Here is a 23898-nt window from a genome sequence, read left to right as displayed (position 1 = left end):
CTAATTGCGCGAGCGGTTCGCTCAAGAGGTTTTCCGTTTGGCCGCGGGCTTGCTGGCGGTGCTCTTTTTCGCCGCTGCGTTGGCGGCAGTGCGCTTCTTGCCATCGCCCTTGAGGCTGCGCTTGAGCAACTCGGTGAGGTCGATGATGTCGGCGCCTTCACTGCTTTTCGCTTCTGCTTGCGGGACGTTCTCCAATTGCCCCTTGGCGGCCTTCTGCTCGACCAGAAGGTGGATCTCCTCGCTGAAGCTGTCTTCGTATTCTGCTGGCTTCCAGTGGCCGGTCATGTCCTTGACCAGGCGCTCGGCCATTTCGCTTTCGCGCTTGTCCAGCTTGACCTTGCCCAGTGCGAGGCCCAGTTCGTCCACCTCACGCACGTCCGCCGGCCAGCGCAGGGTCATCAGCAGGATGGCGTCGCCCTCCTCGCGCAGCATCGCCAGGTGCTGGCGGCTGTGCATCACCAACTGGCAGACGGCAGCCTTGCCAGTCTTCTTCAAGGTATCGCGCAGCAGCACGTAAACCTTCTCGCCGCGCTTTTCCGGCGTCAGGTAATAGGGCGAGTCGTAGAACGGCACGGGAATCTCATCGATCTCGATGAAGCTGAGGATGTCGATGGTCTGGGTCGCCTCGGGCCGGGCGGCGCGGATTTCCTCCTCGCTGATCACCACATAGCGGCCCTTCTCCAGCTCCACGCCCTTGACGATGTGTTCCCGGGGCACTTCCTTGCCGGTGATCTTGTTCACCCGCTTGTAGCCCACCGGTTCCAGGCTGCGCTCGTCGAGCCAGTCAAAATCGGTGCCGCTGGAGCGCGAGGCGCTGTTGAGCGCCACCGGGATGTGCACCAGGCCGAAGCTGATGGCACCTTTCCAGATCACACGGGCCATGGGTATTTCTCCTGCAGGATCACGCCGTCGTCGAAGTACACGCGGCCTTCGCCATCGATGTCGCGTACTCGGTCGAGCATCCGCTGCGCCGCCGCTTCAGCTTCGGCGATGTTGCGGCTGCCGGGCGCGTAGACCCAGAGCACCACCACCGCCGCGCCTTCGCGGGTGACCTGGTACTCGATCAGGCCGGTGTAACGGCCGTTCTCGAACATGGCGTCGGTCCAGGCGCAGGCCTGGAGAAACTCACGGAACATCGCGGTCCTCCCGCTGCTGTTCGGGGTGGTTTGCAGACAGGCCGCCCGGCCCAGCCTTGTGCTCCACGCCGTGGGGCAAGCAGTGCAGCACCAGCAGCGCCAACAAGGTGCCCAGCACCGCCGTCGCCGAGTGCCCGAGGCCGACGCTGATGCCGATAGCGGTGCTCAGCCAGAGGCCGGCCGCCGTGGTCAGGCCCTTCACGTCGGACGCCCGGTTGCCCTTGAGGATGGTGCCGGCGCAGAGGAAACCGATACCCGCGGCGATCCCCTGGATCACCCGGCTCACCGCATCGGCCTGGGCGCCGCCCTCGTGAATCGCCATGACGAAAAGCGCTGCGCCAAGCGTTACCAGCATGTGCGTGCGCAGCCCGGCGGCCTTGCCCTTGCTTTCTCGCTCATAGCCCAGCACCCCGCCCAGCAGCACAGCCAGGGAAAGGCGCAGCGAGGCGCGGGTGATCTGCTCGACTTCGCTGAGGTCGGAGAACTCGGCGACCAGCGTGGCCCAGACGCGTTCCAACATATCCATGGCGGGCTCCACAAACCCTCATAAGAGTGCAGACCCGCCCGGAGCCGATTTGGTTTGCAGAATTTTCTTCGCGGCGCGCTTTCGCCTGCTACGGCAATGCGCCCGGCGCGCGGGAGCAGTGTCGGGCTATGGTCTCCAGTCGACGCCAGAATCCGCGAGATAGGCATCCACGGCGGCGCCGACGGTCGGATGGAAGGCCGACTCGCCCAACCCCTCGAACAGTTCGAACTGCTTCATCTTGTCCTTCACCGGGTCTTTCATCTCGGCGAACTGCAACTCGACGCCGCGCTGCTCCAGCACCTTGTCCAACTCGGCGAGCATGTCGGCGGAGGTGACATCGATGCTGGTCACCGGGCTCGCGGCGATCACCAGCCGCTGCACAGGCGTGGGCGACTCGTCCAGCGCGGCCAGCACCTGGTTCTGGAACTGCTCGGCATTGGCGAAGAACAGCGGCGCATCCCAGCGCAGCAGCACCAGGCCGGGTATGCGCCGGGCATTCGGGTAACGCGTTACGTCGTGATAACCACGCACTCCGTCGACCCGCCCGAGCACCGCATGGTGCGGCCGCCAGCCGTCCCAGAGGAACTCGATCACCGAGATCACCACGGCGATGCAGATGCCCGGAATGGCACCGAACACCGCCACCCCGGCGAAGCAACTGATGGACAGCCAGAATTCCCAGGGCTGCATGCGATAGATGCGCTTCAGGTCAGTGAACTCGAACAACCCCAGCGCGGCGGCAATCACCACCGCCGCCAGCGCGCTGTTGGGCAGGTGCTGCATGAGGTTGGGCGCCACCAGTAACAGCAGGGTCACCGCCAACGCGCCGATAATGCCGGTCAGTTGGGTTTTCGCCCCGGCCGCCTCGGCCACTGGCGTGCGCGAGGAGCTGCTGCTGATGGGAATGCCCTGGAACAGCCCGGAGGCGACATTCGCCACGCCCAGGCCGAACATTTCCTGATCAGGGTTCACCGGCGTCTTCAATCGCGCTGCGTAGGTCCGCGACAGCACGCTGGTGTCGGCGAAGGACACCAGCGCCACGGCGACTCCGCCGAGCACCACTTCCACCAGGTCGATATCGCTTACCCAGGGGAAGGCGAGCGAGGGCAACCCTTGCGGCAACTGGCCCAGCACCTGGACACCATGGCTGCCAAGATCGAGCAGGCTCACCGCCAGCGTCGCCAGGATCACCGCGATGAGGATGCCCGGTAGGCGCTTGTATGGCTTGAGCAGCAGGATCAGCGCCAGGCTACCGGCGCCCACGGCGAAGCTCATCCAGTTGGCGCGGCCCTCCAGCAGTGCCTGGCCCAGCGACCAGAGATCGCGCAGCGGCCCCTGGCTGTCGACCTTCAGGCCGAACAGCTTGGGCAACTGGCTGATCAACACCGTGAGCGCAATACCGTTCATGTAGCCGTAGCGGATCGGCTTGGACAGCAGCTCGGTGATGAAGCCCAGGCGCAGCAAGCCGGCCACCATGCACACCGCGCCGGACACCAGGGCCATCAGGCTGGCGATGGCGATAGCCCGCTGCGGGTCGCTCGCCGCGTACTGCACCACCACCGCAAGGATAGGTGCCGCCAGCGCCGAGTCGGGACCGAGCACCAGGATGCGGCTGGGCCCGAACAGCGCGTAGGCCAGCAGCGGGATGATGGTCGCGTACAGACCGTAGATGCCCGGCACACCGGAAGCCTCGGCGTAGGCAATACCCACCGGCACCAGCATGGTGGTCAGCACCAGGCCGGCGGCCAGGTCCTTCGGCAGCCAGCTCGCCTGGTAATTGCGCAGGGTCACGAGGCCGGGCAGCCAGCGCTGCCAGTCGAAGCCGGAACGAGGGCGCGGCGAGGTGTCGGACATCGGGGAAAGGCTCCAGGCGAAGACAGCGCAAGGTTCGAGCGAAGCGGCAACCTTATCGTCAGACAGCGTAGTTCAGCACTCGAACGGCCTTTAACCGAGGTCTGCCGGCAGCTCGCCGATTCGCACCTAAACTTCATTCCTGCCAGACACGAGCACAGAGACGCCCGGCCATGAGCAGTTTGTTCGACGCTATCCTACTTGGGCTACTCGCCTTGCTGCCCCTGATCAATCCACCGACGACGGTGGCCCTCTTCCTTGCCCTGTCGCAGGGGTTCAGCCGCGAAGAGAAGAACCAGCAGGCCCTGCTGACCGCCTGCTACGTGTTCATCATCATGACGCTCACCTACTACATCGGCGAATTCATCATGGGGGTGTTCAGCATCTCCATCCCGGGCCTGCGTATCGCTGGAGGCGGCATCCTCTGCATCATTGGCGCGCGCATGCTGTTCCCCAACCCCGTGCCCTCCCCCGATCCCGCTGACGGCGTGCCCGAGCGGACCAGCTTCGCCTTCATCCCGCTGGCCATGCCCAGCACTGCCGGGCCTGGCACCATCGCAATGATCATCAGCTCGTCGGCCAGCATCAAGAACAGCACCAGCTTCCCGCATTGGGTGGTGCTGGTGGCGCCGCCGCTGATCTTCCTGTGCACCGCACTGATCCTCTGGGGCTGCCTGCGCGCCTCGGACCTGATCATGAAAGCCACGGGCAAATCCGGCATCGATGCCATTTCGCGGCTGATGGGCTTCCTGCTGGTCTGCATGGGCGTGCAGTTCGCCATCAACGGCCTGGTGGAGGTCGTGCAGGGGCTCATCACTGCCAATGCGCGGTAACAGCTGAGCTCCGAGCGGGTGGCAACCGTGTAGGAGCGAGCTCGCTCGCGAACGCATGACACCGGATGTCCCGACGTGAAGCCGTGTTCGCGAGCAAGCTCGCTCCTACAGATAAGAAGTCGACTCCTGGCGCGGGCCGATTAGTAGCAACTGAGCTCCGAGCGGGTGGCAACCGTGTAGGAGCGAGCTCGCTCGCGAACGCATGGCACCGGATGTCCCGGCATGAAGCCGGGTTCGCGAGCAAGCTCGCTCCTACAGATAAGCAGCCGACATCTGGCGCGCGCCGATTAGTAACAACTGCGCTCCGAGCGGGTGGCAACCGTGTAGGAGCGAGCTCGCTCGCGAATGCATGGCACCGGTTCCCCCGGCATGAAGCCGGGTTCGCGAGCAAGCTCGCTCCTACAGATAAGCAGTCGACTTCTGGCGCGCGCCGATTAGTAACAACTGCGCTCCAAGCGGATGGCAACCGTGTAGGAGCGAGCTCGCTCGCGAACGCAGGGCACCGGATGCCCCGGCGTGAAGCCGGGTTCGCGAGCAAGCTCGCTCCTACAGATAAGCAGCCGACATCTGGCGCTGGCCGACTAGTAACAGCTGAGCTCCGAGCGGGTGGCAACCATGTAGGAGCGAGCTCGCTCGCGAACGCATGGCACCGGATGTCCCGGCATGAAGCCGGGTTCGCGAGCAAGCTCGCTCCTACAGATAAACAGTCGACTTCTGGCGCGGGCCGATTAGTAGCAACTGAGCTCCGAGCGGGGGCAACCGTGTAGGAGCGAGCTCGCTCGCGAACGCAGGGCACCGGATGCCCCGGCGTGAAGCGAAGTTCGCGAGCAAGCTCGCTCCTACAGAATACGAAAAAGCAGTCAGTTACCGGCGCTGGCCAGCAATCGCTGGGCGCGGGCCAGTACCGGGGCGTCAACCATCTGCCCGTCGACCTGGAAGGCCGCCGCACCGCTTTCCGAGGCAGCCACCACTCGCCGTGCCCAATCCAACTCGTCGGCACTGGGAGCCAACGCCGCATGCACCACGCCCACCTGCCTGGGATGAATACACAGCGCGCCGAGCAACCCGAGGTCGCGGCCATGGCGGATGGTTGCGGCAAAGCCTTCAGCGTCATCGAACGCCGGGAACACGGTATCCAGCGGCGGCTGCAGGTCATTCACCCGCGAATGCAGCAGCAGGCTCAGGCGCACCTGGTCGTAGACCACCGCAGCAGCCGGGGTGCCACTGCTCATGCCGATGTCCAGCGCCAGGTCGAGGCCGCCGAAGGTCAGGCGTTCCACGCCTTCGCAAGCGGCGATTTCGCCCAGCGCGAGCAGCCCGCGGGCGCTTTCGATCAACGGCCACACCGGTTTGCCACAGGACGCGGCGATGCGCACCTGCATCGCCCGTTCGGCCTTGGGCAGCAGAAGGCCGATGACGCCGGGCAGGCGCCTGCACAGCTCGAGATCGGCCGCTTGCTCCGGGTCGCCGGCGGCGTTCACCCGCACCCGCACACGTGCCTCCGGGTTGGCGGCGAGAAAGGCTTCGAGATTCTCGCGGGCCTGTGCCTTGAGCGATGGCTCGACGGCGTCCTCGAAGTCGACGATCACGGCATCGGCGCCGCTGGCCAGGGCCTTGGCAAAGCGCTCCGGGCGGCTGCCGGGCACGAACAACGCGGCTCGTACGATCGAATCCATGGGGCTTTTCTGGCTCACTGGGCTCTCCTGGGTCATACCGCGCCCTGCTCGTGCAGGCGCTGGATATCTCCGGCGGTATACCCCAGTTCCTGCAGCAGGTCATCAGTCTGCTCACCCAGGGCCGGCACGGCATCCATGCGCGGTGCGTAGGCGTTGCTGTTCACCGGTGGCAAAAGCGCCGGCAGGCGGCCTGCCGGGCTGTCGATTTCGCGCCAGCGGTCACGGGCGGCCAGCTGCGGGTGCTGCCACAGGCCACGCATGTCGTTGACGTGGGCGTTGGCGATCTGCGCTTGCTCCAGGCGTGCGACCACCTGTTCGGCCTGCAGTGTGGCGAAGGCCCCGACGATCAGCCCACGCAGCGCGTCGCGGTTGCTTACCCGCAGGCTGGTGGCGGTGAAACGCGCATCGACCGCCAGTTCCGGACGCTGCAGGACGATTTCGCAGAACAGCTTCCACTCGCGCTCATTCTGCACGCCGAGCATGACGCTGCCGCCATCGCCGGTGGGGAACGGCCCGTAAGGATAGATGGTGGCGTGGGCAGCACCGGCGCGCGGCGGCTGCGACTGGCCTTCGAAGGCGTAGTACATGGGAAAGCCCATCCACTCGGCCATGCCTTCGAGCATCGACACCTCGACACGGCTGCCCTCCCCGGTTCTGCCGCGCAACAGCAACGCCGAAAGGATGCCGCTGTAGGCATACATGCCGGCGGAGATGTCGGCGATGGAACAACCGGCCTTGGCCATCTCGTCGGCGCCGGGGCCGCCGGTCACCGAGAGGAAGCCGCTTTCGCTCTGGATCAGCAGGTCGTAGGCCTTCTTCTGTTCATAAGGGCCGCCTTCGCCGTAGCCGGAAATGTCGCAGACGATCAGCCGCGGAAAGCGCTCGTGCAGCGCTTCGAACGACAGGCCCAGGCGCGCGGCGGCGCCGGGCGCGAGGTTCTGCACCAGCACGTCGGCGGTTTCCAGCAGTTGTTCCAGTACGGCCTGCGCCGGCTCCTGCTTGAGGTCCAGCGACAGGCTTTCCTTGGAGCGGTTGGTCCAGACGAAGTGCGAGGAAAGACCACGCACGCGTTCGTCATAGCCACGGGCGAAATCGCCGACGCCGGGGCGCTCGATCTTGATCACACGGGCGCCGAGATCGGCCAGCTGGCGGGTGCAGAACGGCGCGGCGATGGCGTGTTCCAGGCTGATGACGGTGATGCCGTCGAGGGGACGCGAACTCATGGGCAACTCCAGACGCCGGCCGGCTGGCCAACGCGAATTCTTCAGAAATTTCGGGCGGTGGGATCGGGCGACCATGTCGCCCGCGAATCTCTCTCGGGTGAGGTCGCCGTCAGTGGAAGACGCCCAGCTCCGGCAGCTCATGCAGACGCCAGCTGGCCTGCACCAGGCGGTCCGCTTCAGCCTCGCTGCGCTGGCCGGCGAAGGCCAGCAGGCGACGGAACTTGTCCTCCAGCTCCGCTCGGCTCAGACCGTTGCCCGGATCGCCCTTGGGCTCGTCGATGGCGCCGTGCAGCTGGCGGCCGTCGGTGGTCAGCACGTCGACGCGGCCGAGCCAGCGCCGCGGGTAGGCACCGTCCACCTCCGCGTCGAGCTGCATGCTGACCTTCTCGCGGAAAGCGGAAACCTCGGCGTCGCTCAGGGAGAACTCCTCGAACTCCACCAGCCCGGCCTTGCCGTGCACGGCGATCAGGCCCAGCACGGTGCCCATGGAGAACTTCGCCTGATGCACCGTCTGCGGCACCACCACGCGGCCCAGCACATCGATGGCGCCCTGGTGCACGCGAGTGGTGACCCTGGCGATGTCGCCGTGCTTGAGCCCTTCGCGCTGCATCAGGCCCAGCAGCGCATCGGCGGCGGGATGGGTATGGCGGCAGGAGGCGTGGAACTTGTAGGAGGTCTCGCAGAGCGCCCAGCGGGTACCCAGACCATCCACCAGCCTGCTTGGGTCGGCGTCGCTGGACATGCCGGCGGCCATGCCCTGCTCGCCTTCGAGGATGTTCTGCGCGCCGGTCAGGCCATCGGCCGTCAGGTAGGCGGCGAGCAGACCATCAGCGGCGGCCTTGGCGGTATGCAGCTGCTTGGAGTCGGCGGCATCGCGGAGGAATTCCCAGAGCCCGGCGGCCTGGGTGCCAGCGCTGCCCAGGCAGTTGACGAACTGCCGGCTGTCCAGTCCCAGCAGCTTGCCCACGGCCACCGCGGCGGCCAGGGTGCCGACCGTGGCGGTGGTATGGAAGATGCGGTAGTGCGAGCGACCGAGGAACTCGCCGATGCGGATGCCCGCTTCGTAGCCGGCGACGCTGGCGAGAATCAGCTCGCGTCCGGACTTGCCCAGTTCCTGCGCGGCCGCCAGCGCCGCCGGGAAGACCACCGTGGCCGGGTGCAGCACGGAGCTGTTGTGCAGGTCGTCCTGCTCCACCAGGTGCGAGCTGGCGCCATTGACCAGGGCGGCGAAGTAAGCGGAAGTCGAGGTGCCATCCACCAGCACGCGGCTCTTGCCGGTTGCCGGGCCCATGCGCTGGGCGTAGCGCTGGAACAGCGGAATGGGATGGCGGTTCTGGCTGGCCAGGGCGGAACCGAGCCAGTCGAGGAAAAGCTCCTCGGTGTACTCGACCACGGACGTGGGCAGGTCTTCGTAGCGCAGGCCTGCAAGGAACTCGGCAAGGGCGTGGGTATTATTCATTGCTTGTCGTCCCGGTCGATTAGAAAGAGCGCGGCAGTTCGAGCAGGTGCTCGGCCACGTAGGACAGGATCAGGTTGGTGGAGATCGGCGCCACCTGGTACAGACGCGTCTCGCGGAACTTGCGCTCAACGTCGTATTCGTTGGCAAAGCCGAAGCCGCCGTGGGTCTGCAGGCAGGCGTTGGCCGCCTCCCAACTGGCCTTGGCGGCCAGGTACTTGGCCATGTTGGCAGCGGCGCCGGCGTTCTTGCCGCTGTCGTATTCCTCGCAGGCACGCCAGCGCATCAAGTCGGCGGCCTCGATCTCGATATGCGCCTCGGCGATGGGGAACTGCACGCCCTGGTTCTGCCCGATGGGACGGCCGAACACCACGCGGTCGCGGGCGTACTGCGCGGACTTCTCGGTGAACCAGCGGCCATCGCCGATGCACTCGGCGGCGATCAGCGTGCGCTCGGCGTTGAGACCGTCGAGGATGTACTTGAAGCCCTTGCCTTCTTCGCCGATCAGGCTGCTGGCCGGCAGCTCCAGGTTGTCGAAGAACAGCTCGTTGGTCTCGTGGTTGACCATGTTGGCGATAGGCTGCACGGTCAGGCCGTTGCCGATGGCTTCACGCAGGTCGACGAGGAAGATCGACATGCCCTCGGACTTCTTCTTCACCTCGGCCAGCGGCGTGGTGCGGGCCAGCAGGATCATCAGGTCGGAATGCTGGATGCGCGAGATCCACACCTTCTGGCCATTGATCACGTACTTGGCGCCTTTACGCACGGCGGTGGTCTTGATCTTGGTGGTGTCGGTGCCGGTGGTGGGCTCGGTGACGCCCATGGACTGCAGGCGCAGTTCGCCGCTGGCGAGTTTGGGCAGGTAGTAGGCTTTCTGCTCCGCGCTGCCGTTCCGCAGCAGGGTGAACATGTTGTACATCTGCCCGTGGATGGTGCCGGAGTTGCCACCGCAGCGGTTCACCTCCTCCAGAATCACCGACGCCTCGGCCAGGCCCAGGCCCGAGCCGCCGTATTCTTCCGGGATCATCGCCGATAGCCAGCCGGCTTCGGTCATGGCGCGGACGAAGTCCTCGGGGAAGCCTTTTTCTTCGTCGATCCTGCGCCAGTATTCGGCGGGGAATTCCGCGCACAATGCGCGCACGCCGTCACGGATGGCCTGGAGTTCTTCGGGGGTAGAGGTCATCGAATCACCTTTCATGTTTTCTTGTTGGAAGCACCGCCAGGGGTGCGATCAGTCGAATTCCACTTCGCCGCGCTGGGCGATGCCGGCGCCATTGCCAGCCCAGACCTCTGCCTTGCCGGGGCCGCTCACGCGCCCACCGACTTCGAATGGTTCGGGGCTGATCAGCGGGCGCAGGCCGCGGTAGGCATAACGGCGCAGGCGCGCTTTGGGGTTGGCGCGGCAGAAAGCGCGCAGGTTCAGGGTGCCGATCAGCGGGCCGTGCACCACCAGGCCGGGGTAGCCCTCGGCCTCGGTGACGTAGGGCCAGTCGTAATGGATGCGGTGGCCGTTGAAGGTCAACGCTGAATAGCGGAACAGCAGGATCGGCGACGGCACCACGGCTTCGCTCCAGTCGCCGGCAGGCAGCGCATCGCCGCTGGCCAGTTTGGGCGGCGTGGGCTCGCGATAGACGATGTCCTGCTCTTCACTGAAGGCCAGGCGGCCATCCTGCTTGAACTCGTGACGCAGGGTGACGAACAGCAGCGAGCCGGTGCGGCCGTGCTTTTCCTCGACATTGAGAATGGTGGTGATTCGAGTCGCGACGCCACCGACTCGCAGTGGCTCGCGGAACTCCAGGCGGCCGCCGGCCCACATGCGGTTGCGCCCATCGGCCGGAGGAAGGAAACCGCCGCGCGCCGGATGGCCGTCAGCGCCCAGGCCCGACTCGACTACTTCGTCCTGAAAGAACATCCAGTGCCACAGCGGCGGCAGCGCGTCGCCTTTTGCTGGCACATCTTCCGCGAGGGTCACGGCCAGACGGCGGACCAGCACGGCACTCAGTTCTTCCTCGCGTTCCTGGGAACGGCCGATCCAGTCGGCGTACGGCGAATCGCTCATGGGTGACCTCTTGGCAGAGTGGATGACGCCGAGCATGCAACAGGGCTTGCGTTCGGCGAATCCACATTTTCATAATCCAGCGTTAAGCTAAATCGAACGCCACTCTCACCCCCAAGCCTAGCGGGAACCCGTTACATGCATTTCGATCTCGCCGACCTGCGTCTTTTCACTCACATCGCTGAAGCCCCCAGCCTCACCCAGGGCGCCCGCCGCGCCCACCTTTCCGCCGCTGCCGCCAGCGCGCGGATCAAGGCGCTGGAGGGCCAGCTCGAGTGCCGCCTGTTGTACCGCGACAACCGTGGCGTCGAGCTGACTCCCGCCGGGGAGCGCCTGCTGCAACACGCACGGCTGATACTGCGGCAGGTGGATCACCTGAAAAGCGACTTCAGCGGCCAGGCTGGCGATCAGGTCGGGCACATCCGCATCTTCGCCAACACCACGGCGTGCACCGAATTCCTGCCGGAGTTGCTGGCCGATTTCCTCGCCGAGCGCCCCGGTGTCAGCGTCGACTTGCAGGAGCGGCTGAACCGCGACATCGTGCGGGCCATCCTCGACGGCTCGGCGGATCTGGGCATCGTTGCCGGCCCGGTGCGCGCCGAAGGTCTGCAGATCGTCCACTTCAGCACCGACCGGCTGGTCCTCGCGGTCGCTCCGGATCATCCCTTGTGCGCCCTGCCCCGGCTGACCCTGGCCGACACGCTGGACTACCCGCATATCGGCCTCCACGAAGGCAGCACCTTGCAGAGCTTCCTGCGCGAACGGGTGGACCGCATGGGAGGCGAGCTGAACCTGCGCATCCAGGTCGCCAGCTTCGAGGCCATCTGCCGAATGATCGAGGCCGGCGTCGGCATCGGCGTCATCCCGGAAACCGCCGCCGTGCGCCACAGCCGCACCATGAACCTGCACATATTGCCGCTGGACGAGCCCTGGGTGGTGCGCGAGCGCAGCGTGTTGTTGCGCGACCGCGAAGCCCTGCCCGCCTGCGCCCGTGCGCTGGTGGACCTGTTGCGCGATATGCAGGACGCCGGTTCGCCCCGATAAGCTGGCGCGCGGCTTTGCATTGCCACGCCTAAATCCATATGATGCATATATGTATTGTTATGATTTATATGGATGACGGACTTATGGGCATCATTAACCTGGATGACGACCTGCACGACCAACTGCGCCGCGCAAGCTCCGTCGCGTGCCGTTCGATCAACGCCCAGGCGGCGTTCTGGATCAAGATCGGCATGCTCTGCGAACTGGAACCGACCCTGAGCTTCAACGACATCGTCACCCGCGAACTTCAGGAAGCCGGGGTGAAATACCCCGCCGCCGGAGGTGCCAAGTGATCAAGACCCCGGCGGAACTGGCGCTGATGAGGGAGTCTGGACGCTTGCTGGCAGAGGTTTTCGGCTTCGTCGACAGGCTGCCGCTGGAAGGCATGACCACTCTGGAAGTGAACGACCAGGTCGAGCGCTACATCGTCGACGAACTCCAGGCTCGGCCGGCCAGCAAGGGGCAGTATGGCTTCGCCTACGCACTCAACTCCTCGCGCAACCAGGTGGTCTGCCATGGCGTGCCGTCCGAGGCGGACCGTCTGCAAGGCGGCGACATCGTCAACTTCGACATCACCCTGGAGAAAAACGGTTTCATCGCCGATTCGAGCAAGACCTACCTGATCGGCAAGGTCAGTCCCGCAGCAAAGCACCTGGCGGAAATCACCTACGAAGCGATGTGGAAAGGTATCCGTGCGGTGAAACCCGGAGCGCGACTGGGCGACGTCGGCCATGCCATCGAGCGGCACGCCCGTCAGCATGGCTATACCGTGGTCGAGGAATACTGCGGCCACGGCATCGGCCGCGAGATGCACGAGCCGCCGCAGGTGTTGCACTTCGGCCGCCCGCGCACCGGGCAGCTGCTCAAGGAAGGCATGGTGTTCACCATCGAGCCCATGCTCAATCAAGGGCATTCCGGGGTGAAGACTCTCGCGGACGAGTGGACCGTCGTGACCCTCGACGGCAAGCTTTCCGCGCAGTTCGAGCACACCGTGGCCGTCACCGCGAAAGGCTTCGAAGTCCTCACGCTGCGCCCCGAAGAGCGCAACGCCGGATACTGACCCGAGTCTCAGCCGTCGGTGGAACGAGTGAGCGCTTGCCAGTGATTGATCTCCTCTTCCAACGCCGAAAGCTTCTGCCGCACCAACCCCAGAGCGTCGCTGCCCAGTAGCAGGTGCCGTGGCGGCGCCGCGGCGTCGATAGCCGCCAGCATGGCCTGCGCGGCTTTCGCCGGGTCACCCAGTTGCTTGCCGCTCTTTTCCTGCCGCGCCTGGCGCAGCGGATCGAACAGCGCGTCGTAGTCAGCAATGGAACGCGGACTGCGCACCATGGAGCGCCCCGCCCAATCGGTGCGGAAGGACCCCGGCGCCACCGCGGTCACCGCGATGCCGAAGCCCTCGACTTCCTTACCCAGCGCGTCGCTGATGCCCTCCAGGGCGAACTTGCTGCCGCAGTAATAGGCGATGCCCGGCATCGTGATGTAACCGCCCATCGAGGTGATGTTGAGGATGTGCCCACGGCGGCGCTGGCGCATGTACGGCAGTACGGCTCGAATCATCGCCACGGCGCCGAACACGTTCACCTCGAACTGCCGGCGCATGGCCTCCAGCGGCGACTCCTCGAGGACGCCTTCGTGACCGTAGCCGGCGCTGTTCACCAGCACGTCCAGGGGGCCGACGCTGGCCTCTACGTCAGCGACCACGGCGGGGATGGCGTCGAAGTCCGTCACATCGACCAGGCGGCCAGAGATCAGCCCAGGCGCCAGCGCCTCGAGCTCAGCGCGAGCCTGCTCGCTGCGCACCGTGCCCACCACCCGGTGTCCGGCGGCCAGCGCCTCGCGGGCCAGGGCCAGGCCGAAGCCACTATTGGCTCCGGTAATCAGCAGGGTCTTGCGAGATGACATGGGTGACTCCATTGCAGGGGGATTGAGTGCACAATACGTAACGCCCACCCTGCTTCAGAGACCTCAAACTCTGTCTTTATTGCCTGATTCTATGAATGAGTCCATCGAAGCGCCCTGCTCCGTCCAATTACGCATGGCTGCCCTGCTCTCCGAGCTGGCCCCGCAGGAAGGCTACAACCTCACCGCGCTGCCGAGCGTGCGGCTGCTCCGCTCGAATCGCCCGCTGGCACGCACTCCGGTGCTCTACGACCCCGGCATCGTGATCGTCTGCCAGGGCTGCAAGCGCGGCTACTTCGGCGATGAAGTCTACGTCTATGACGAGCAGCACTACCTGGCCGTCGCGGTGCCGGTGCCGTTCACCATGGAAACCGACGCCACGCCCGAGCAGCCGCTGCTGGCCATCTACCTGCACCTGGATTTCCAGCTCGCTGCTGAGCTGATGCTGCAGATCGATCAGATTGGCCAACACGTCGCCGAAGACGCGCCGCGCAGCCTGTTCTCCAGCCCGATGGACCCGGCGCTGACGCAGTCCGTGCTGCGTTTTCTCGAAGCACTGGGCAGGCCGCTGGAAGCGGCGATCCTCGCGCCAGCCCTGCTGCGCGAACTGTATTTCCGTGTGCTCACCGGTGCCCAGGGCAACGCCATGCGCGCGGCGCTGGCTATGCGCGGCCGCTTCGGCAATATCGCCAGGGCCTTGCAGCGCATCCACACGAGCTACTCGCAGGCCATCGACCTGCCGCAACTGGCCAGCGAAGCGGGCATGAGCGTTCCGTCCTTCCACAGCCACTTCAAGGCCATCACCCGTACCTCGCCTATGCAGTACCTCAAGTGCACACGGCTGCACCAGGCGCGGCTGTTGATTGTGCGCCAGGGTATGACAGCGCAGGCGGCGAGCCTGGCGGTTGGCTACGCCAGTGCCTCGCAGTTCAACCGAGAGTTCAAGCGCCTGTTCGGGCGAACGCCGCTGGCGGAAGCGCAGCGCATGCGGGAGAACTTCGCGATTCCGCCGGCTCACGAAGGTTCGGATTATGTGTCCTCTCACTGAGGATTGCGCACTCGAGTTCCAAAAATTCGCATAAAGACGATTTTTTATTGCTCTCCTTGTGAAGCACGAGCAATAAGACGCCATATTCATGCCGTCACTTTCACCTAGAATGCTGACTCCCCAGGAGTTCCGCATGAAACCACTCGACAACTCCACGCCAACGAGAGGCGACACAGCATGACGTGCGCCCTGTCTCTCGAAGCGCTCGCCTACGACCACCAGGACGGCGAGGAAATCCTGCCGCACTGCCACAACCAGGCGCAGCTGATCCACTCGATTTCCGGCGTGATGCTGGTGGGCGCGGCGCAGAGAAACTGGGTGCTACCGGCTGGCCACGCACTGTGGGTACCGCCGGGGACCGAGCACCAGATCCGCATGTTCGGCAGCGTGCGCATGCGCACCCTGTTCATGCCTGCCTCCACCTGGCCCTGGGGCGGCCAACAATGCCAGCTGATCACGGTAACGCCACTGCTGCGGGAGCTGCTGGTTGCCGCCAGTGAGATGCAGGCAGCGGATGGAAACGCGCACCGCCGCCGCTGCCTGCACGAACTGCTGCTGGTGGAGATGGACGCGGCACAGACCGTCGGCATTCACCTCGCCATGCCACGGGACCCGCGCCTGCTGCGGTTGTGCAACGCGGTGATCGGCGCACCGGCCGATGAAACCGGCATGGAGGACTGGGCACGGCAACTGAACATGAGCAGCCGCACCCTCGCCCGCCTGTTCCAGCGCGAACTGGGGATGAACTTCGGTGACTGGCGCACCCGCGTGCGCATGGTCCTCAGCCTGCAACGCCTGCTCGCCGGCGCCTCGGTGCTGGAAGTGGCGCTGGAGCACGGCTACCAGAGCCCGAGCGCCTTCTCGCAGACCTTCAAGCGGGTTCTCGGGCGGTTGCCGAGCCAATATCGGGCAGAGCGAGTCTGAGGCTTGCCGGGCAGGCCCGGCGTCACTCGATGCCGAAGTGGATGCTGTAGTTCACGCTTTCGCCGCGCCGGGCGCTGGCGCGCATCTGGTAAACCTGCACGCTGTAGGTCCCCGAGGCCGGCAGCGCGCCGCTCCAGTCCTGGCCGACCGAGCCGCTGCCCAGGGCGGTGGATTCACCCGGTTTGTCGCCGGGCGCGAAGAGATTGAAGTTGGCGTTACTGCTGCCGCTGACGCCAACTTTCATGTGCTGCCCGGCCTTTGCCGACAGCGTGTAGAGCACCGAGTCGTAGCCCTTGAAGTTGCCTTTGACGGTAGTGCTGCTCGCACCCTTGGCGAAATGCACCGGGACCGTGGAGACGGTGTCGGCCGCCAGCGCGAATGCCGGCGTGGCACTGAGCAGGCAGAACAGCAGCAGGGAAGTTTTCATGGTGATCATCCTGTTGTCAGAAGTTGGAAGTCATGACGCCGCCCGCCAGCTCCGGCCGGCGAGGTAAGCGAGCAACTCGTCCAGCGGCATCGCCTTGCCGAACAGCCAGCCCTGGCCGTACTGCACGCCGCGCTGCCGCAGGTACTCCAGTTGTTCATCGGTCTCGATGCCTTCGGCCACCATCAGCAACGCCAACTGGCGCGCCATGGCGATAGTGTGGTCGGTCACCGGGCAAGGCGCGCCAGCGGACAGTGACTGGACGAAGGAGCGGTCGATCTTCAGCAGGTCCAACGGCAGGCGCCGCAGGTATTGCAGGCTGGAGTAGCCGGTGCCGAAATCGTCCAGGGCGATCGGATGGCCAGCCTCGCGGCTCCGCGCCAGCGTCCGGTGCGCGGCATCGATGTTCAACAGGCTGCTTTCGGTCACTTCCAGCCAGATGGATTCGGCGGCGATTCCTGCCCGCTGCCGCTGCTCTGTGAGATGCGGCAGGTAGGCAGCGCTGGCGACATCACACGCCGAGAGGTTGATCGAGACATGCGGCAACTGCCCCGAGACGAGGCTGGGGCCGAGCTCCCGGCAGACGGTGGAGATTACCTGTCCGGTAATGGATTCGATCAGCCCGCTGGATTCGGCCAAGGGCAGGAAGGTGTCAGGCATGTGGACCGAGCCATCCGTCCGGCGCCAGCGCACCAGGGCTTCGGCGCCGATGCAGCGGCCGTCACGCAGGTCGAGGATGGGCTGGTAGAAGGCGGTGAATTCGCCATTCGCCACCGCCCGTGTCAGCACGGCCAAGGGTGACAGGTACGCCCGTACGCGCCGAGCGACCACCCAGCACCACAGGCCGGAGAGCAGCAGCCCTAGTGGCGTGAGCATGAGTAACTCGCGCCAGAGGTCGCGGAGCATTTCCTGACGGGTGACGGCGGCCACCGTCTGCCAGTTGCCATGAGCGACCCGCGTGTAGACGTAGCCGTCGCGCAGGCCGGCGTGCGGCTCGCCATGGATGCGCGTTAGCACCTGGGCGAAGTCGGCAGCCGGGGCTCCCAGCCAGTGCCCTGCCGGCGTGCCCAGGGCCAGGCTGACGCCGGGCGCCAGCGAGGTTTCGAGGAAATGTTCGGGGTCGATCAGCAGGTTGAACGCGGCATCCTGCAGCGCCAGCATCGGCTTGGCCGGCGCCACGAAGGGCGGCACGTTGATCGAAACGCCAAGCCCTTCGCGGGTATGGAACTCTGCCGGCCAACGCTGCGCGCCTTTGTCGATCAGCCCCCAGGAGCTGCAGACGAATACCTCCTCCTCGACATACCCCACCGCCTTGACCGCCAGCGTGTCGATGGCCACCAGACGCATCTGCTCGATGCCTTCCACGGAGCATGGCGGCAGCGCCGAGCGGTTCAGCTCGCGCAGTGCCGCGGCGGCCTGGGCGATGGTGTCGTCCGCTCTCTGCGAGGCGAGCCTGGCCAGTGTTTCCAGGCGATCCGCGGTGTGCTGCATGACCAGGGTCCAGGCCAGGTAGCCGGTGCCGGTGAGCACCAGCGCGGCACCCAGCAGGCTGGCAATGACGCCGGTGCAAATAACAGGAGCGCGATCCATGACGGCCGCCTTGAGGGGAAGTGATGGGCCTTTGCGAGCATTGTTTCCCGGCGGCAGCGCAGTGAGGATGCGAAAACCAGTCACCTCTTGTAGGAAAATGATTACACGAACGCCTTCGTCCTGCCCTAGAGTGAAGGGCAAACCTGGGGGATGAGATGGCGCGAATACTGATCGCGGACGAACACCCGATGACCCGCTATGCCGTGCGCATGCTGATGCAGGCGGAGCGGCATACGGTGGTCGGCGAAGCCTGCAACGGCCTTGAAGCGCTGAGCCTGACGACCCGCGTCACGCCGGACCTGCTGATCATCGATATCGACCTGTCGCAGCTTACCGGCCTGGACGTGATCTCGCGCTTGCGTGCGCGGGGCCTGACGCTGCCGATCCTGGGCTACAGCACCCAGGATTCCGAGCACTACGTCGGCCGCTTCCTGCAGGTTGGCGCTTCGGGTTTCGTCAGCAAACATCAGGACATCGACCGGCTCAAGGAAGCCCTGGCGGTGCTCCTGCGCGGGCACAGCTACTTCCCCGCCGAGATGCTCGGCAGCGTGCATCGCGCCAGCCTGCAGGAGAACGACGCCGAGCGTGTGGCCTCGCTGTCCAACCGCGAATTGAGCGTCCTCAGTCTGCTTGCCAGCGGCTACAGCAACCAGGAGATCGCCCGCGAACTGACCATCAGCGAGAAGTCCGTCAGTACCTACCGGGCACGCATGCGCAGCAAGCTCAACCTCTCCAGCATGCTCGACCTGATCGACTTCGCCCGCCGCAACCGCCTTGCCGCACCCGCCAGCCTTGCCCGTGACGGAGCCCGTGACGAGGGCGAGGAGCCCATGTGGCGCTCCATGGTCGAGAGCCTGCCGGCGGCCTTCTACGTGCGCGATACGCAGGCGCGCCTGATGTATGCCAACCCGGCGCATCTGGCGCTGTACCAGACCTGCCTCGATGATGTGCTGGGCACCCGCACCACCGAGGTCGACTGGTACCCCCCGGACGACGCGCGCAACATGCTGCGCTTCCTGCAGCGCGCCATCGCCGAGGAGCAATCCTTCAGCAAGGATATCGAGCTCACCGTGCATGGCGAGCGCCGCGTTTTGCACCACTGGGGCACGCCCTACCGGGATGGCGATGGCAATCTGCTCGGGATGATCTGCTGCAGCACCGACATCACTGAGCGCTATGACCAGCTCAACGAACTGCGCAGCCGCGCCGAGGCCGGCGAGCTGGCGCACCAGCAACTGACGGACCTGTTCACCAGCGCCACCACCCACCTCAACGAACGCATCGATGCGCTTGCGCAGACCCTGGCGCAGCCCGCCTCCGCCAATCTCGAACGGGCCCAGGCGATCCTCGATGAACTGCGGGTGCACGGCGCCTCGCTCAAGCGCGCACTCGTTGCCCAGGACGAAGTCCCGCTGCTTCCCACGCGACTGGACGTGCTAGTCGCCGAGGTGCTCGAAGCGCTGCACGGGCAGGCAGACCGGAAGCAACTGACACTGAAGCTGGAAACCGACAAGCGCTCGCGACAAAGCGTGCTGGTCGACGCCAAGTCCCTGCGCGAGGCCTTGCGACACCTGGGTCTTTATGTGATCGACCTGACCGACAACGGCAGTGTGCAGGTTCGCATCGTCGCCAGTCCGGCGCAGGACGGGCTGGGCGTACGCATAATTCTGGAAGGCCTGCCGAGCGCGGGGCGGGCGGAAATGCGTGCCTATTCCCTCTCCGAACTGACCCGCGACTACCCCACCCGCAATCCGGCGCGCCACAGCCTGAGCCAGAACATCGCCCAGCACCTGATCAACAGCATCGGCGGCGAACTGCAGATTTCCCATCTGCCTGGACAAGGCTGCTGCGCCACCGTGCACCTGCTGCTCGCCCGCGAGAGTGACCATCCGTAGTTTCGACTGAACCCGCGCGCCGGTTGCCGGCTCCCAGCTACAGGGCGTGAAACCCGTGCCCGTTCCGCACAATCGCAATGGGAGACCTGAAATGACTCAGCAGACTTTCGGTGGCCAGAATCTCGGCAAATGGGAGCGCGCCTTGTCCGTGGCTATCGGCCTGGCCGGCATCGGCAAGGGCGTGCGCCGAGGCGGTGTGAGCGGCTGGCTGGAAGTGGCAGCGGCCGTGCTGGTGGTCAAGCGTGGCCTGACCGGCCACTGCCGGGTGAAGGAAGTTCTGGGCGAGCTGCAGCAGGCGTCGGTATCCGAGGTGCATCCGCTGCCGGAGCCCTCCCCGCGCCGTCGCCCGCCCCGCTCCGCCAGGGCCTGAATAAACGCTGCGTCTCGCACGGCCGCGCTATAGTCAGGGGCATCGCCGCGAAACTGGGCCTCATTGAAACGGAACGCGGCGACCGTTCCTGCGCTCATAACGACAAGCGTCTCTACGACAAACACCCCTTCGCCTCGACTCTTTCGGCCCCGACGACATGGAACAGTTTTCCGATATCGCCGCCGAACCGGCAGCCATCGATGTCACCGATATCCTCGCCCGCGAGGACGACCAGCCGTTGCCGGATGTCGCCACGCTGATGCGCACGCGCGACTGGAGCGCCTCGCCGCTCGGTGCGCCGGAGACCTGGTCGGCCAGCCTGAAGACATTGATGAGCACGGTGCTCCCGGTAAAGGCGCAGATCGTGCTGTTCTGGGGCCCGCAGTACGTCGCCCTGTACAACGACGCCTACTCGCCCAGCATTGGCGGCAAACACCCGCGCGCCCTCGGCCGCCCCGCTGTCGAGAACTGGACCGAGCTGTGGGATGACCTGGAACCGCTGCTGCGCGGCGTACGCGAGACCGGCGAGACCTTCTCGGCCAAGGACCGCCCCTTTTATATCGAACGCCACGGCGCCGGCGAAACCGTGTATTTCGACGTGTCCTATTCGGCGGTTCGCGACGACGACGACTCCATCGGCGGCGTGCTGTGCATCGTCACCGAGACCACCGAGCGCGTGCAGTTCGAACGCCGCCAGGCCTTCCTGCTGGAATTGGGCCGCGCCCTGCCGACCATTGCCGAGCCTGAGCGTATCGAGATCGTCGCCACCAGCAGGCTTGCCGAGGAACTGGGCGCCACACGGGTGTTCTTCGCAGAGGACAACGGCGATGGCGTGACCTTCGACGTCGCCCGCGAATTTCCCGGCGCGCCGCAAAGCGCCGTGGGCCGCCATCGTTACCGTGACTTCGGCGTCGATCTTCTGCGCTCGTTGCAGGCCGGATTGTCGGTGGCGCGACACTACCGCAGCGACTCGGGCAACCTTCCCGAAAGCGAAGCGCAGTCCTGCCGCGACTTCAGTCTGGCTGCCACCTTGCACGTGCCGGTAATCCGCCACGGGGTACTGGAGGCTGTGCTGGCGATCCACCATGAACGGCCACACATCCATACCGAGTTCGAACTGCGTCTGGCCGAGGAAACCGCCAAGCAGGCCTGGACGGCGATCCTCCATGCGCGGGCGGAAACAGCGCTGCGCGAAAGCTCCACGCAGCTTGCAGCGATGTTCGACCAGGCCAGCGCCGGTATCGCACTGTGCGACCGCGACGGCTACTTCACGCGGGTCAACGAACGTTATTGCGAGATAGTCGGCCGCTCCCGTCAGGATCTGCTGCAGTCCCGCCTGCAGGAAATCGGCGAGCAGCCGCCGACCGAGCTGTTGGCCGGAGCGACAGCATCGAGGGAAATCGTCCATCGCCACCTGCACCCCGATGGCCGTGAAGTCTGGGTACAGGATCAGCTGACGCCATTGCTCGACGAACAGCTGGCAGTCACCGGGATGCTCTGTGTCTGCGTTGACATCAGTGCCCGCATCCGCGCCGAGAAAGAGCTGCGCAAGCTCAACGAAGGCCTGGAGGAGCGGGCAGCCGCCATGGTCGCCCAGCGCGAAGCCGCGGTGGCCCAGCTGCACGAAGCGCGCAAGATGGAGATGATCGGCCAGCTCACCGGCGGCATCGCCCATGACTTCAACAACCTGCTGACGCCCATCATGGCGTCGCTGGAACTGGTGCGCCGGCGCCTGGACGACGAGCGCTCCACCACGCTGATCGACGGAGCCCTGCAGGCCGCCGACCGCGCGCGCATCCTGGTCGGCCGCCTGCTGACCTTCGCCCGCCGGCAGACCCTCAAGCCCCAGGTGGTGTCGCTGCAGCGACTGATCAGCGAGATGCGCGACCTGATCGAGCGGTCCCTCGGCGGCATGATCGATGTGGCGATCGAAGTGCCAGCGCACCTGCCGTCGGTGATCGTCGACCCGCACCAATTGGAGCTGGCAATCCTCAACCTGGCAGTCAACGCCCGCGATGCCATGGCTGACGGCGGCCAGCTGAAGATCAGCGGCAAGGTCAGCGAAATCGCCGATGGCCAGTTCGAAGGGCTCTGCGCCGGGCGTTATGTTGGCCTGGTGGTGAGCGACAACGGCAGCGGAATGAGCGCCCAGACCCTGGCACGCTGCCTGGAGCCGTTCTTCTCCACCAAGGGCATGGGCAAGGGCACCGGACTTGGGCTGTCCATGGTGCAGGGGCTGGCGGCGCAGTCCGGCGGCGGCCTGGGCATTGCCTCGCAGGAAGGCAGCGGCACGCAGGTCACGGTCTGGCTGCCGATCACCGATGAACTGATCCTTAGCGAAGAGACGGATACCTTCGACGCCCCGGTGGCGCCCCGGCCGATCCATGTGCTGCTGGTGGATGACGAGGACATGGTGCGCTACACCACGCGCCTGCAACTGCGCGACCTGGGCTACCAGGTCACCGATGCCTGCTCGGCGGCCGCGGCCATGGCACTGATCGACAACGGTCTGGTGCCGGACGTGCTGGTCACCGACCACATCATGGCCGACCGCACCGGGGCCCAGTTGGCCCAGGACCTGCGCCAGCGTTTCGCCGCTCTGCCAGTGCTGATCATCACCGGCTACGCCAATCTCACCCCGAGCCAGATTCGCGGTTACGAGGTGCTATCCAAACCCTTCCGCCGCGCCGAACTGGCCGCGCGCCTGCTGCAGCTGGTGAGTGCAGGCTGAAGCCGGTCTGGCCGAAAGTGTCTTCACGGATCATCGACGGCGCGTGAAGTCGGGTTTTATCGCATGGCATTCAATCAAAAAAGCCCGTTCCCGTGGGTGCCGGGACGCGCGGCACACACAGGAACGGGCTTGCGGCAGTAGCGCAGTCAGACAGTCACTGCCGTCAGCGCTCCACCACCCCTCAGCCTTTTGCCGCCCAGGCGTTGAAGCGCTGCTCCAGGTCCTCGCCGTGGTCGACCCAGAACTCGAAGTTCACCGGTACGGCCTGTTCCAGGTTCGCTGGTGCGGTGTTCAGGCGCTCCACCAGCTTTGCATCGAGAAGCTTGGTGGTGCCCAGGTTCACCGAGCCATAGCCCAGCTTCACGGTGTGGATCTTCTGCTGCTCGGGCTTGAGCGAGAAGGCGATGAAGTCCTCGGCAGCCTTCTTGTTCGGGCTGCCCTTGGGGATCGCCCAGGAATCGATGGCGTACAGGCTGTTGTTCCATACAACCTTCATCGGCGCGCCCTCTTCCTGCGCGGCAAAGGCGCGGCCGTTGTAGGCGGTGCTCATGGCTACGTCGCCGCTGGCGATGAACTGCATCGGCTGTGCACCGGACTCCCACCACTGGATCGACGGTTTGATTTCATCGAGCTTCTTGAAGGCGCGATCCACGCCTTCCTTGGTGGCCAGCACCTTGTACAGGTCTTCCTTCTTCACGCCGTCGGCCAGCAAGGCGATTTCCAGGGTGTACTTGGCGCCCTTGCGCAGGGAACGTTTGCCGGGGAATTTCTTCGTATCCCAGAAATCCGTCCAGCCGGTCGGGCCGTTGGCGAAGCGCTTGCCGTCGTAGACCATGGCCATCGACCAGACCAGCAGGCCCGCCCCGCAGTCGGAGATGGTACCGGGCACGTAGTCCTCGGGATTGCCGAGGATGGACGGGTCGAGCTGTTCGAACAGGCCGTCTTCGCAGCCGCGCAGCAGCTCCGGGCCTTCCACCTGGACGACGTCCCAGTTGACGCTACCGGTGTCGACCATGGCTTTTATCTTGCCCATTTCGCCGTTGTACTCGCCGGCGATCACCTTCATTCCTTCCTTCTTCTCGAAGGGTTTGTAGAAGGCTTCGGTCTGCACGTCCTTGCTGGTTCCTCCAAAGGAGATCACGGTCAGGTCCGCGGCCATGGCGCCGGACGCCACGCCCATGAGCAGGGCTCCCAGAATCGGGTTCTTCATTTCCAC

22 protein-coding genes are annotated in these 23898 nt (G+C 65.4%); 9 read left to right on the top strand and 13 right to left on the bottom strand.

What is annotated here, in order from left to right; translation table 11 throughout:
• Positions 1–21: 21 nt before the first annotated feature.
• The 4 genes from ku to AC2T4A_RS19570 form a co-directional block, all read right to left on the bottom strand.
• A complete protein-coding gene (gene ku / locus AC2T4A_RS19585) occupies positions 22–882 on the bottom strand; it encodes a non-homologous end joining protein Ku (RefSeq protein ID WP_486741566.1) in 861 nt (286 codons plus the stop codon).
• A complete protein-coding gene (locus AC2T4A_RS19580) occupies positions 870–1136 on the bottom strand; it encodes a hypothetical protein (protein WP_478377579.1) in 267 nt (88 codons plus the stop codon). Before AC2T4A_RS19580 ends, ku begins: the two co-directional genes overlap by 13 nt.
• Positions 1126–1662, bottom strand: a complete 537-nt coding sequence (locus AC2T4A_RS19575) for an MgtC/SapB family protein (protein WP_486741565.1) — start codon at positions 1660–1662, stop codon at positions 1126–1128. The genes AC2T4A_RS19580 and AC2T4A_RS19575 overlap by 11 nt, the downstream gene beginning before the upstream one ends.
• Before the next feature lie 126 nt (positions 1663–1788).
• On the bottom strand, positions 1789–3516 hold the full coding sequence (locus AC2T4A_RS19570; RefSeq protein ID WP_486741564.1) for a SulP family inorganic anion transporter: 1728 nt from the start codon (positions 3514–3516) through the stop codon (positions 1789–1791).
• Positions 3517–3686: 170 nt separating this feature from the next.
• On the opposite strand from AC2T4A_RS19570, the gene AC2T4A_RS19565 reads away from it, so the two are divergent.
• Positions 3687–4346, top strand: coding sequence for a MarC family NAAT transporter (locus AC2T4A_RS19565; RefSeq protein ID WP_416751365.1), 660 nt, complete (start codon positions 3687–3689; stop codon positions 4344–4346).
• Positions 4347–5206: 860 nt separating this feature from the next.
• Here AC2T4A_RS19565 and AC2T4A_RS19560 read toward each other — a convergent pair.
• From AC2T4A_RS19560 to AC2T4A_RS19540, 5 genes are all read right to left on the bottom strand, one after another.
• Positions 5207–6022 (bottom strand): HpcH/HpaI aldolase/citrate lyase family protein, encoded by an 816-nt coding sequence (locus tag AC2T4A_RS19560; protein ID WP_416751367.1) that lies wholly within the window; start codon positions 6020–6022, stop codon positions 5207–5209.
• Between the two features lie 32 nt (positions 6023–6054).
• Complete coding sequence (locus AC2T4A_RS19555; protein ID WP_416751369.1) at positions 6055–7245, bottom strand: CaiB/BaiF CoA transferase family protein; 1191 nt, start codon at positions 7243–7245, stop codon at positions 6055–6057.
• 109 nt (positions 7246–7354) lie between these two features.
• Entirely contained in the window at positions 7355–8704 is a 1350-nt protein-coding gene (locus tag AC2T4A_RS19550) for an MmgE/PrpD family protein (RefSeq protein ID WP_486741563.1), read from the bottom strand.
• 19 nt (positions 8705–8723) lie between these two features.
• Positions 8724–9884 carry an acyl-CoA dehydrogenase family protein gene (locus AC2T4A_RS19545; protein WP_486741562.1) on the bottom strand — a complete coding sequence of 387 codons (1161 nt, stop codon included), beginning with the start codon at positions 9882–9884 and terminating at the stop codon, positions 8724–8726.
• 48 nt (positions 9885–9932) lie between these two features.
• Positions 9933–10760 (bottom strand): HTD2 family dehydratase, encoded by an 828-nt coding sequence (locus AC2T4A_RS19540; protein WP_486741561.1) that lies wholly within the window; start codon positions 10758–10760, stop codon positions 9933–9935.
• 135 nt (positions 10761–10895) lie between these two features.
• On the opposite strand from AC2T4A_RS19540, the gene AC2T4A_RS19535 reads away from it, so the two are divergent.
• The 3 genes from AC2T4A_RS19535 (at position 10896) to map (ending at position 12861) form a co-directional block, all read left to right on the top strand.
• Positions 10896–11801 (top strand): LysR family transcriptional regulator, encoded by a 906-nt coding sequence (locus tag AC2T4A_RS19535; RefSeq protein ID WP_486741560.1) that lies wholly within the window; start codon positions 10896–10898, stop codon positions 11799–11801.
• An 83-nt stretch (positions 11802–11884) separates the two neighbouring features.
• A complete protein-coding gene (locus tag AC2T4A_RS19530; protein ID WP_486741559.1) occupies positions 11885–12094 on the top strand; it encodes a ParD-like family protein in 210 nt (69 codons plus the stop codon).
• Entirely contained in the window at positions 12091–12861 is a 771-nt protein-coding gene (map, locus tag AC2T4A_RS19525; protein WP_478377584.1) for a type I methionyl aminopeptidase, read from the top strand. The genes AC2T4A_RS19530 and map overlap by 4 nt, the downstream gene beginning before the upstream one ends.
• An 8-nt stretch (positions 12862–12869) precedes the next feature.
• On the opposite strand, the gene AC2T4A_RS19520 is transcribed toward map, so the two are convergent.
• Complete coding sequence (locus AC2T4A_RS19520) at positions 12870–13703, bottom strand: oxidoreductase (protein ID WP_416751384.1); 834 nt, start codon at positions 13701–13703, stop codon at positions 12870–12872.
• A gap of 91 nt (positions 13704–13794) precedes the next feature.
• On the opposite strand from AC2T4A_RS19520, the gene AC2T4A_RS19515 reads away from it, so the two are divergent.
• Positions 13795–14748 carry an AraC family transcriptional regulator gene (locus AC2T4A_RS19515; protein WP_486741558.1) on the top strand — a complete coding sequence of 318 codons (954 nt, stop codon included), beginning with the start codon at positions 13795–13797 and terminating at the stop codon, positions 14746–14748.
• A gap of 177 nt (positions 14749–14925) precedes the next feature.
• A complete protein-coding gene (locus tag AC2T4A_RS19510) occupies positions 14926–15672 on the top strand; it encodes an AraC family transcriptional regulator (protein ID WP_486741557.1) in 747 nt (248 codons plus the stop codon).
• A 22-nt stretch (positions 15673–15694) separates the two neighbouring features.
• Here the strand turns inward: AC2T4A_RS19510 and AC2T4A_RS19505 are convergent, their stop codons facing one another.
• Together AC2T4A_RS19505 and AC2T4A_RS19500 are read right to left on the bottom strand one after the other, a co-directional pair.
• Positions 15695–16099 carry a hypothetical protein gene (locus AC2T4A_RS19505; protein WP_486741556.1) on the bottom strand — a complete coding sequence of 135 codons (405 nt, stop codon included), beginning with the start codon at positions 16097–16099 and terminating at the stop codon, positions 15695–15697.
• Between the two features lie 30 nt (positions 16100–16129).
• Positions 16130–17686 (bottom strand): EAL domain-containing protein, encoded by a 1557-nt coding sequence (locus tag AC2T4A_RS19500; protein ID WP_486741554.1) that lies wholly within the window; start codon positions 17684–17686, stop codon positions 16130–16132.
• A gap of 155 nt (positions 17687–17841) precedes the next feature.
• On the opposite strand from AC2T4A_RS19500, the gene AC2T4A_RS19495 reads away from it, so the two are divergent.
• From AC2T4A_RS19495 to AC2T4A_RS19485, 3 genes are all read left to right on the top strand, one after another.
• Positions 17842–19581 carry a response regulator gene (locus tag AC2T4A_RS19495; RefSeq protein ID WP_486741553.1) on the top strand — a complete coding sequence of 580 codons (1740 nt, stop codon included), beginning with the start codon at positions 17842–17844 and terminating at the stop codon, positions 19579–19581.
• A 91-nt stretch (positions 19582–19672) separates the two neighbouring features.
• Positions 19673–19951 carry a YgaP family membrane protein gene (locus AC2T4A_RS19490; RefSeq protein ID WP_478377591.1) on the top strand — a complete coding sequence of 93 codons (279 nt, stop codon included), beginning with the start codon at positions 19673–19675 and terminating at the stop codon, positions 19949–19951.
• Positions 19952–20210: 259 nt separating this feature from the next.
• Positions 20211–22682, top strand: a complete 2472-nt coding sequence (locus AC2T4A_RS19485; protein WP_486743700.1) for a PAS domain-containing protein — start codon at positions 20211–20213, stop codon at positions 22680–22682.
• A gap of 181 nt (positions 22683–22863) precedes the next feature.
• Here AC2T4A_RS19485 and AC2T4A_RS19480 read toward each other — a convergent pair whose 3' ends face one another.
• The gene (locus AC2T4A_RS19480) at positions 22864–23892 is read right to left on the bottom strand and encodes an ABC transporter substrate-binding protein (RefSeq protein WP_478377592.1); all 1029 of its coding nucleotides are present in this window, start codon (positions 23890–23892) and stop codon (positions 22864–22866) included.
• Positions 23893–23898 lie beyond the last annotated feature (6 nt).

The organism is Pseudomonas sp. PVC-3-1 (genome assembly GCF_057444315.1).
Note: the sequence above shows the minus strand (reverse complement) of the source record. Positions and strands in the feature narration are given on the sequence as shown.

What these genes read in the sequence shown, in the direction of transcription:
- AC2T4A_RS19565 (WP_416751365.1), top strand. Translation starts at nt 3,687, where the DNA reads ATGAGCAGTTTGTTCGACGCTATCCTACTTGGGCTACTCGCCTTGCTG.
- AC2T4A_RS19575 (WP_486741565.1), bottom strand. Translation starts at nt 1,662, where the DNA reads ATGGATATGTTGGAACGCGTCTGGGCCACGCTGGTCGCCGAGTTCTCC.
- ku (WP_486741566.1), bottom strand. Translation starts at nt 882, where the DNA reads ATGGCCCGTGTGATCTGGAAAGGTGCCATCAGCTTCGGCCTGGTGCAC.
- AC2T4A_RS19485 (WP_486743700.1), top strand. Translation starts at nt 20,211, where the DNA reads ATGCGCACGCGCGACTGGAGCGCCTCGCCGCTCGGTGCGCCGGAGACC.
- AC2T4A_RS19530 (WP_486741559.1), top strand. Translation starts at nt 11,885, where the DNA reads ATGGGCATCATTAACCTGGATGACGACCTGCACGACCAACTGCGCCGC.
- AC2T4A_RS19560 (WP_416751367.1), bottom strand. Translation starts at nt 6,022, where the DNA reads ATGGATTCGATCGTACGAGCCGCGTTGTTCGTGCCCGGCAGCCGCCCG.
- AC2T4A_RS19545 (WP_486741562.1), bottom strand. Translation starts at nt 9,884, where the DNA reads ATGACCTCTACCCCCGAAGAACTCCAGGCCATCCGTGACGGCGTGCGC.
- AC2T4A_RS19550 (WP_486741563.1), bottom strand. Translation starts at nt 8,704, where the DNA reads ATGAATAATACCCACGCCCTTGCCGAGTTCCTTGCAGGCCTGCGCTAC.
- AC2T4A_RS19570 (WP_486741564.1), bottom strand. Translation starts at nt 3,516, where the DNA reads ATGTCCGACACCTCGCCGCGCCCTCGTTCCGGCTTCGACTGGCAGCGC.
- AC2T4A_RS19505 (WP_486741556.1), bottom strand. Translation starts at nt 16,099, where the DNA reads ATGAAAACTTCCCTGCTGCTGTTCTGCCTGCTCAGTGCCACGCCGGCA.
- AC2T4A_RS19555 (WP_416751369.1), bottom strand. Translation starts at nt 7,245, where the DNA reads ATGAGTTCGCGTCCCCTCGACGGCATCACCGTCATCAGCCTGGAACAC.
- AC2T4A_RS19490 (WP_478377591.1), top strand. Translation starts at nt 19,673, where the DNA reads ATGACTCAGCAGACTTTCGGTGGCCAGAATCTCGGCAAATGGGAGCGC.
- AC2T4A_RS19535 (WP_486741560.1), top strand. Translation starts at nt 10,896, where the DNA reads ATGCATTTCGATCTCGCCGACCTGCGTCTTTTCACTCACATCGCTGAA.
- AC2T4A_RS19500 (WP_486741554.1), bottom strand. Translation starts at nt 17,686, where the DNA reads ATGGATCGCGCTCCTGTTATTTGCACCGGCGTCATTGCCAGCCTGCTG.
- AC2T4A_RS19480 (WP_478377592.1), bottom strand. Translation starts at nt 23,892, where the DNA reads ATGAAGAACCCGATTCTGGGAGCCCTGCTCATGGGCGTGGCGTCCGGC.
- AC2T4A_RS19515 (WP_486741558.1), top strand. Translation starts at nt 13,795, where the DNA reads ATGAATGAGTCCATCGAAGCGCCCTGCTCCGTCCAATTACGCATGGCT.
- AC2T4A_RS19495 (WP_486741553.1), top strand. Translation starts at nt 17,842, where the DNA reads ATGGCGCGAATACTGATCGCGGACGAACACCCGATGACCCGCTATGCC.
- AC2T4A_RS19580 (WP_478377579.1), bottom strand. Translation starts at nt 1,136, where the DNA reads ATGTTCCGTGAGTTTCTCCAGGCCTGCGCCTGGACCGACGCCATGTTC.
- AC2T4A_RS19520 (WP_416751384.1), bottom strand. Translation starts at nt 13,703, where the DNA reads ATGTCATCTCGCAAGACCCTGCTGATTACCGGAGCCAATAGTGGCTTC.
- AC2T4A_RS19510 (WP_486741557.1), top strand. Translation starts at nt 14,926, where the DNA reads ATGACGTGCGCCCTGTCTCTCGAAGCGCTCGCCTACGACCACCAGGAC.
- AC2T4A_RS19540 (WP_486741561.1), bottom strand. Translation starts at nt 10,760, where the DNA reads ATGAGCGATTCGCCGTACGCCGACTGGATCGGCCGTTCCCAGGAACGC.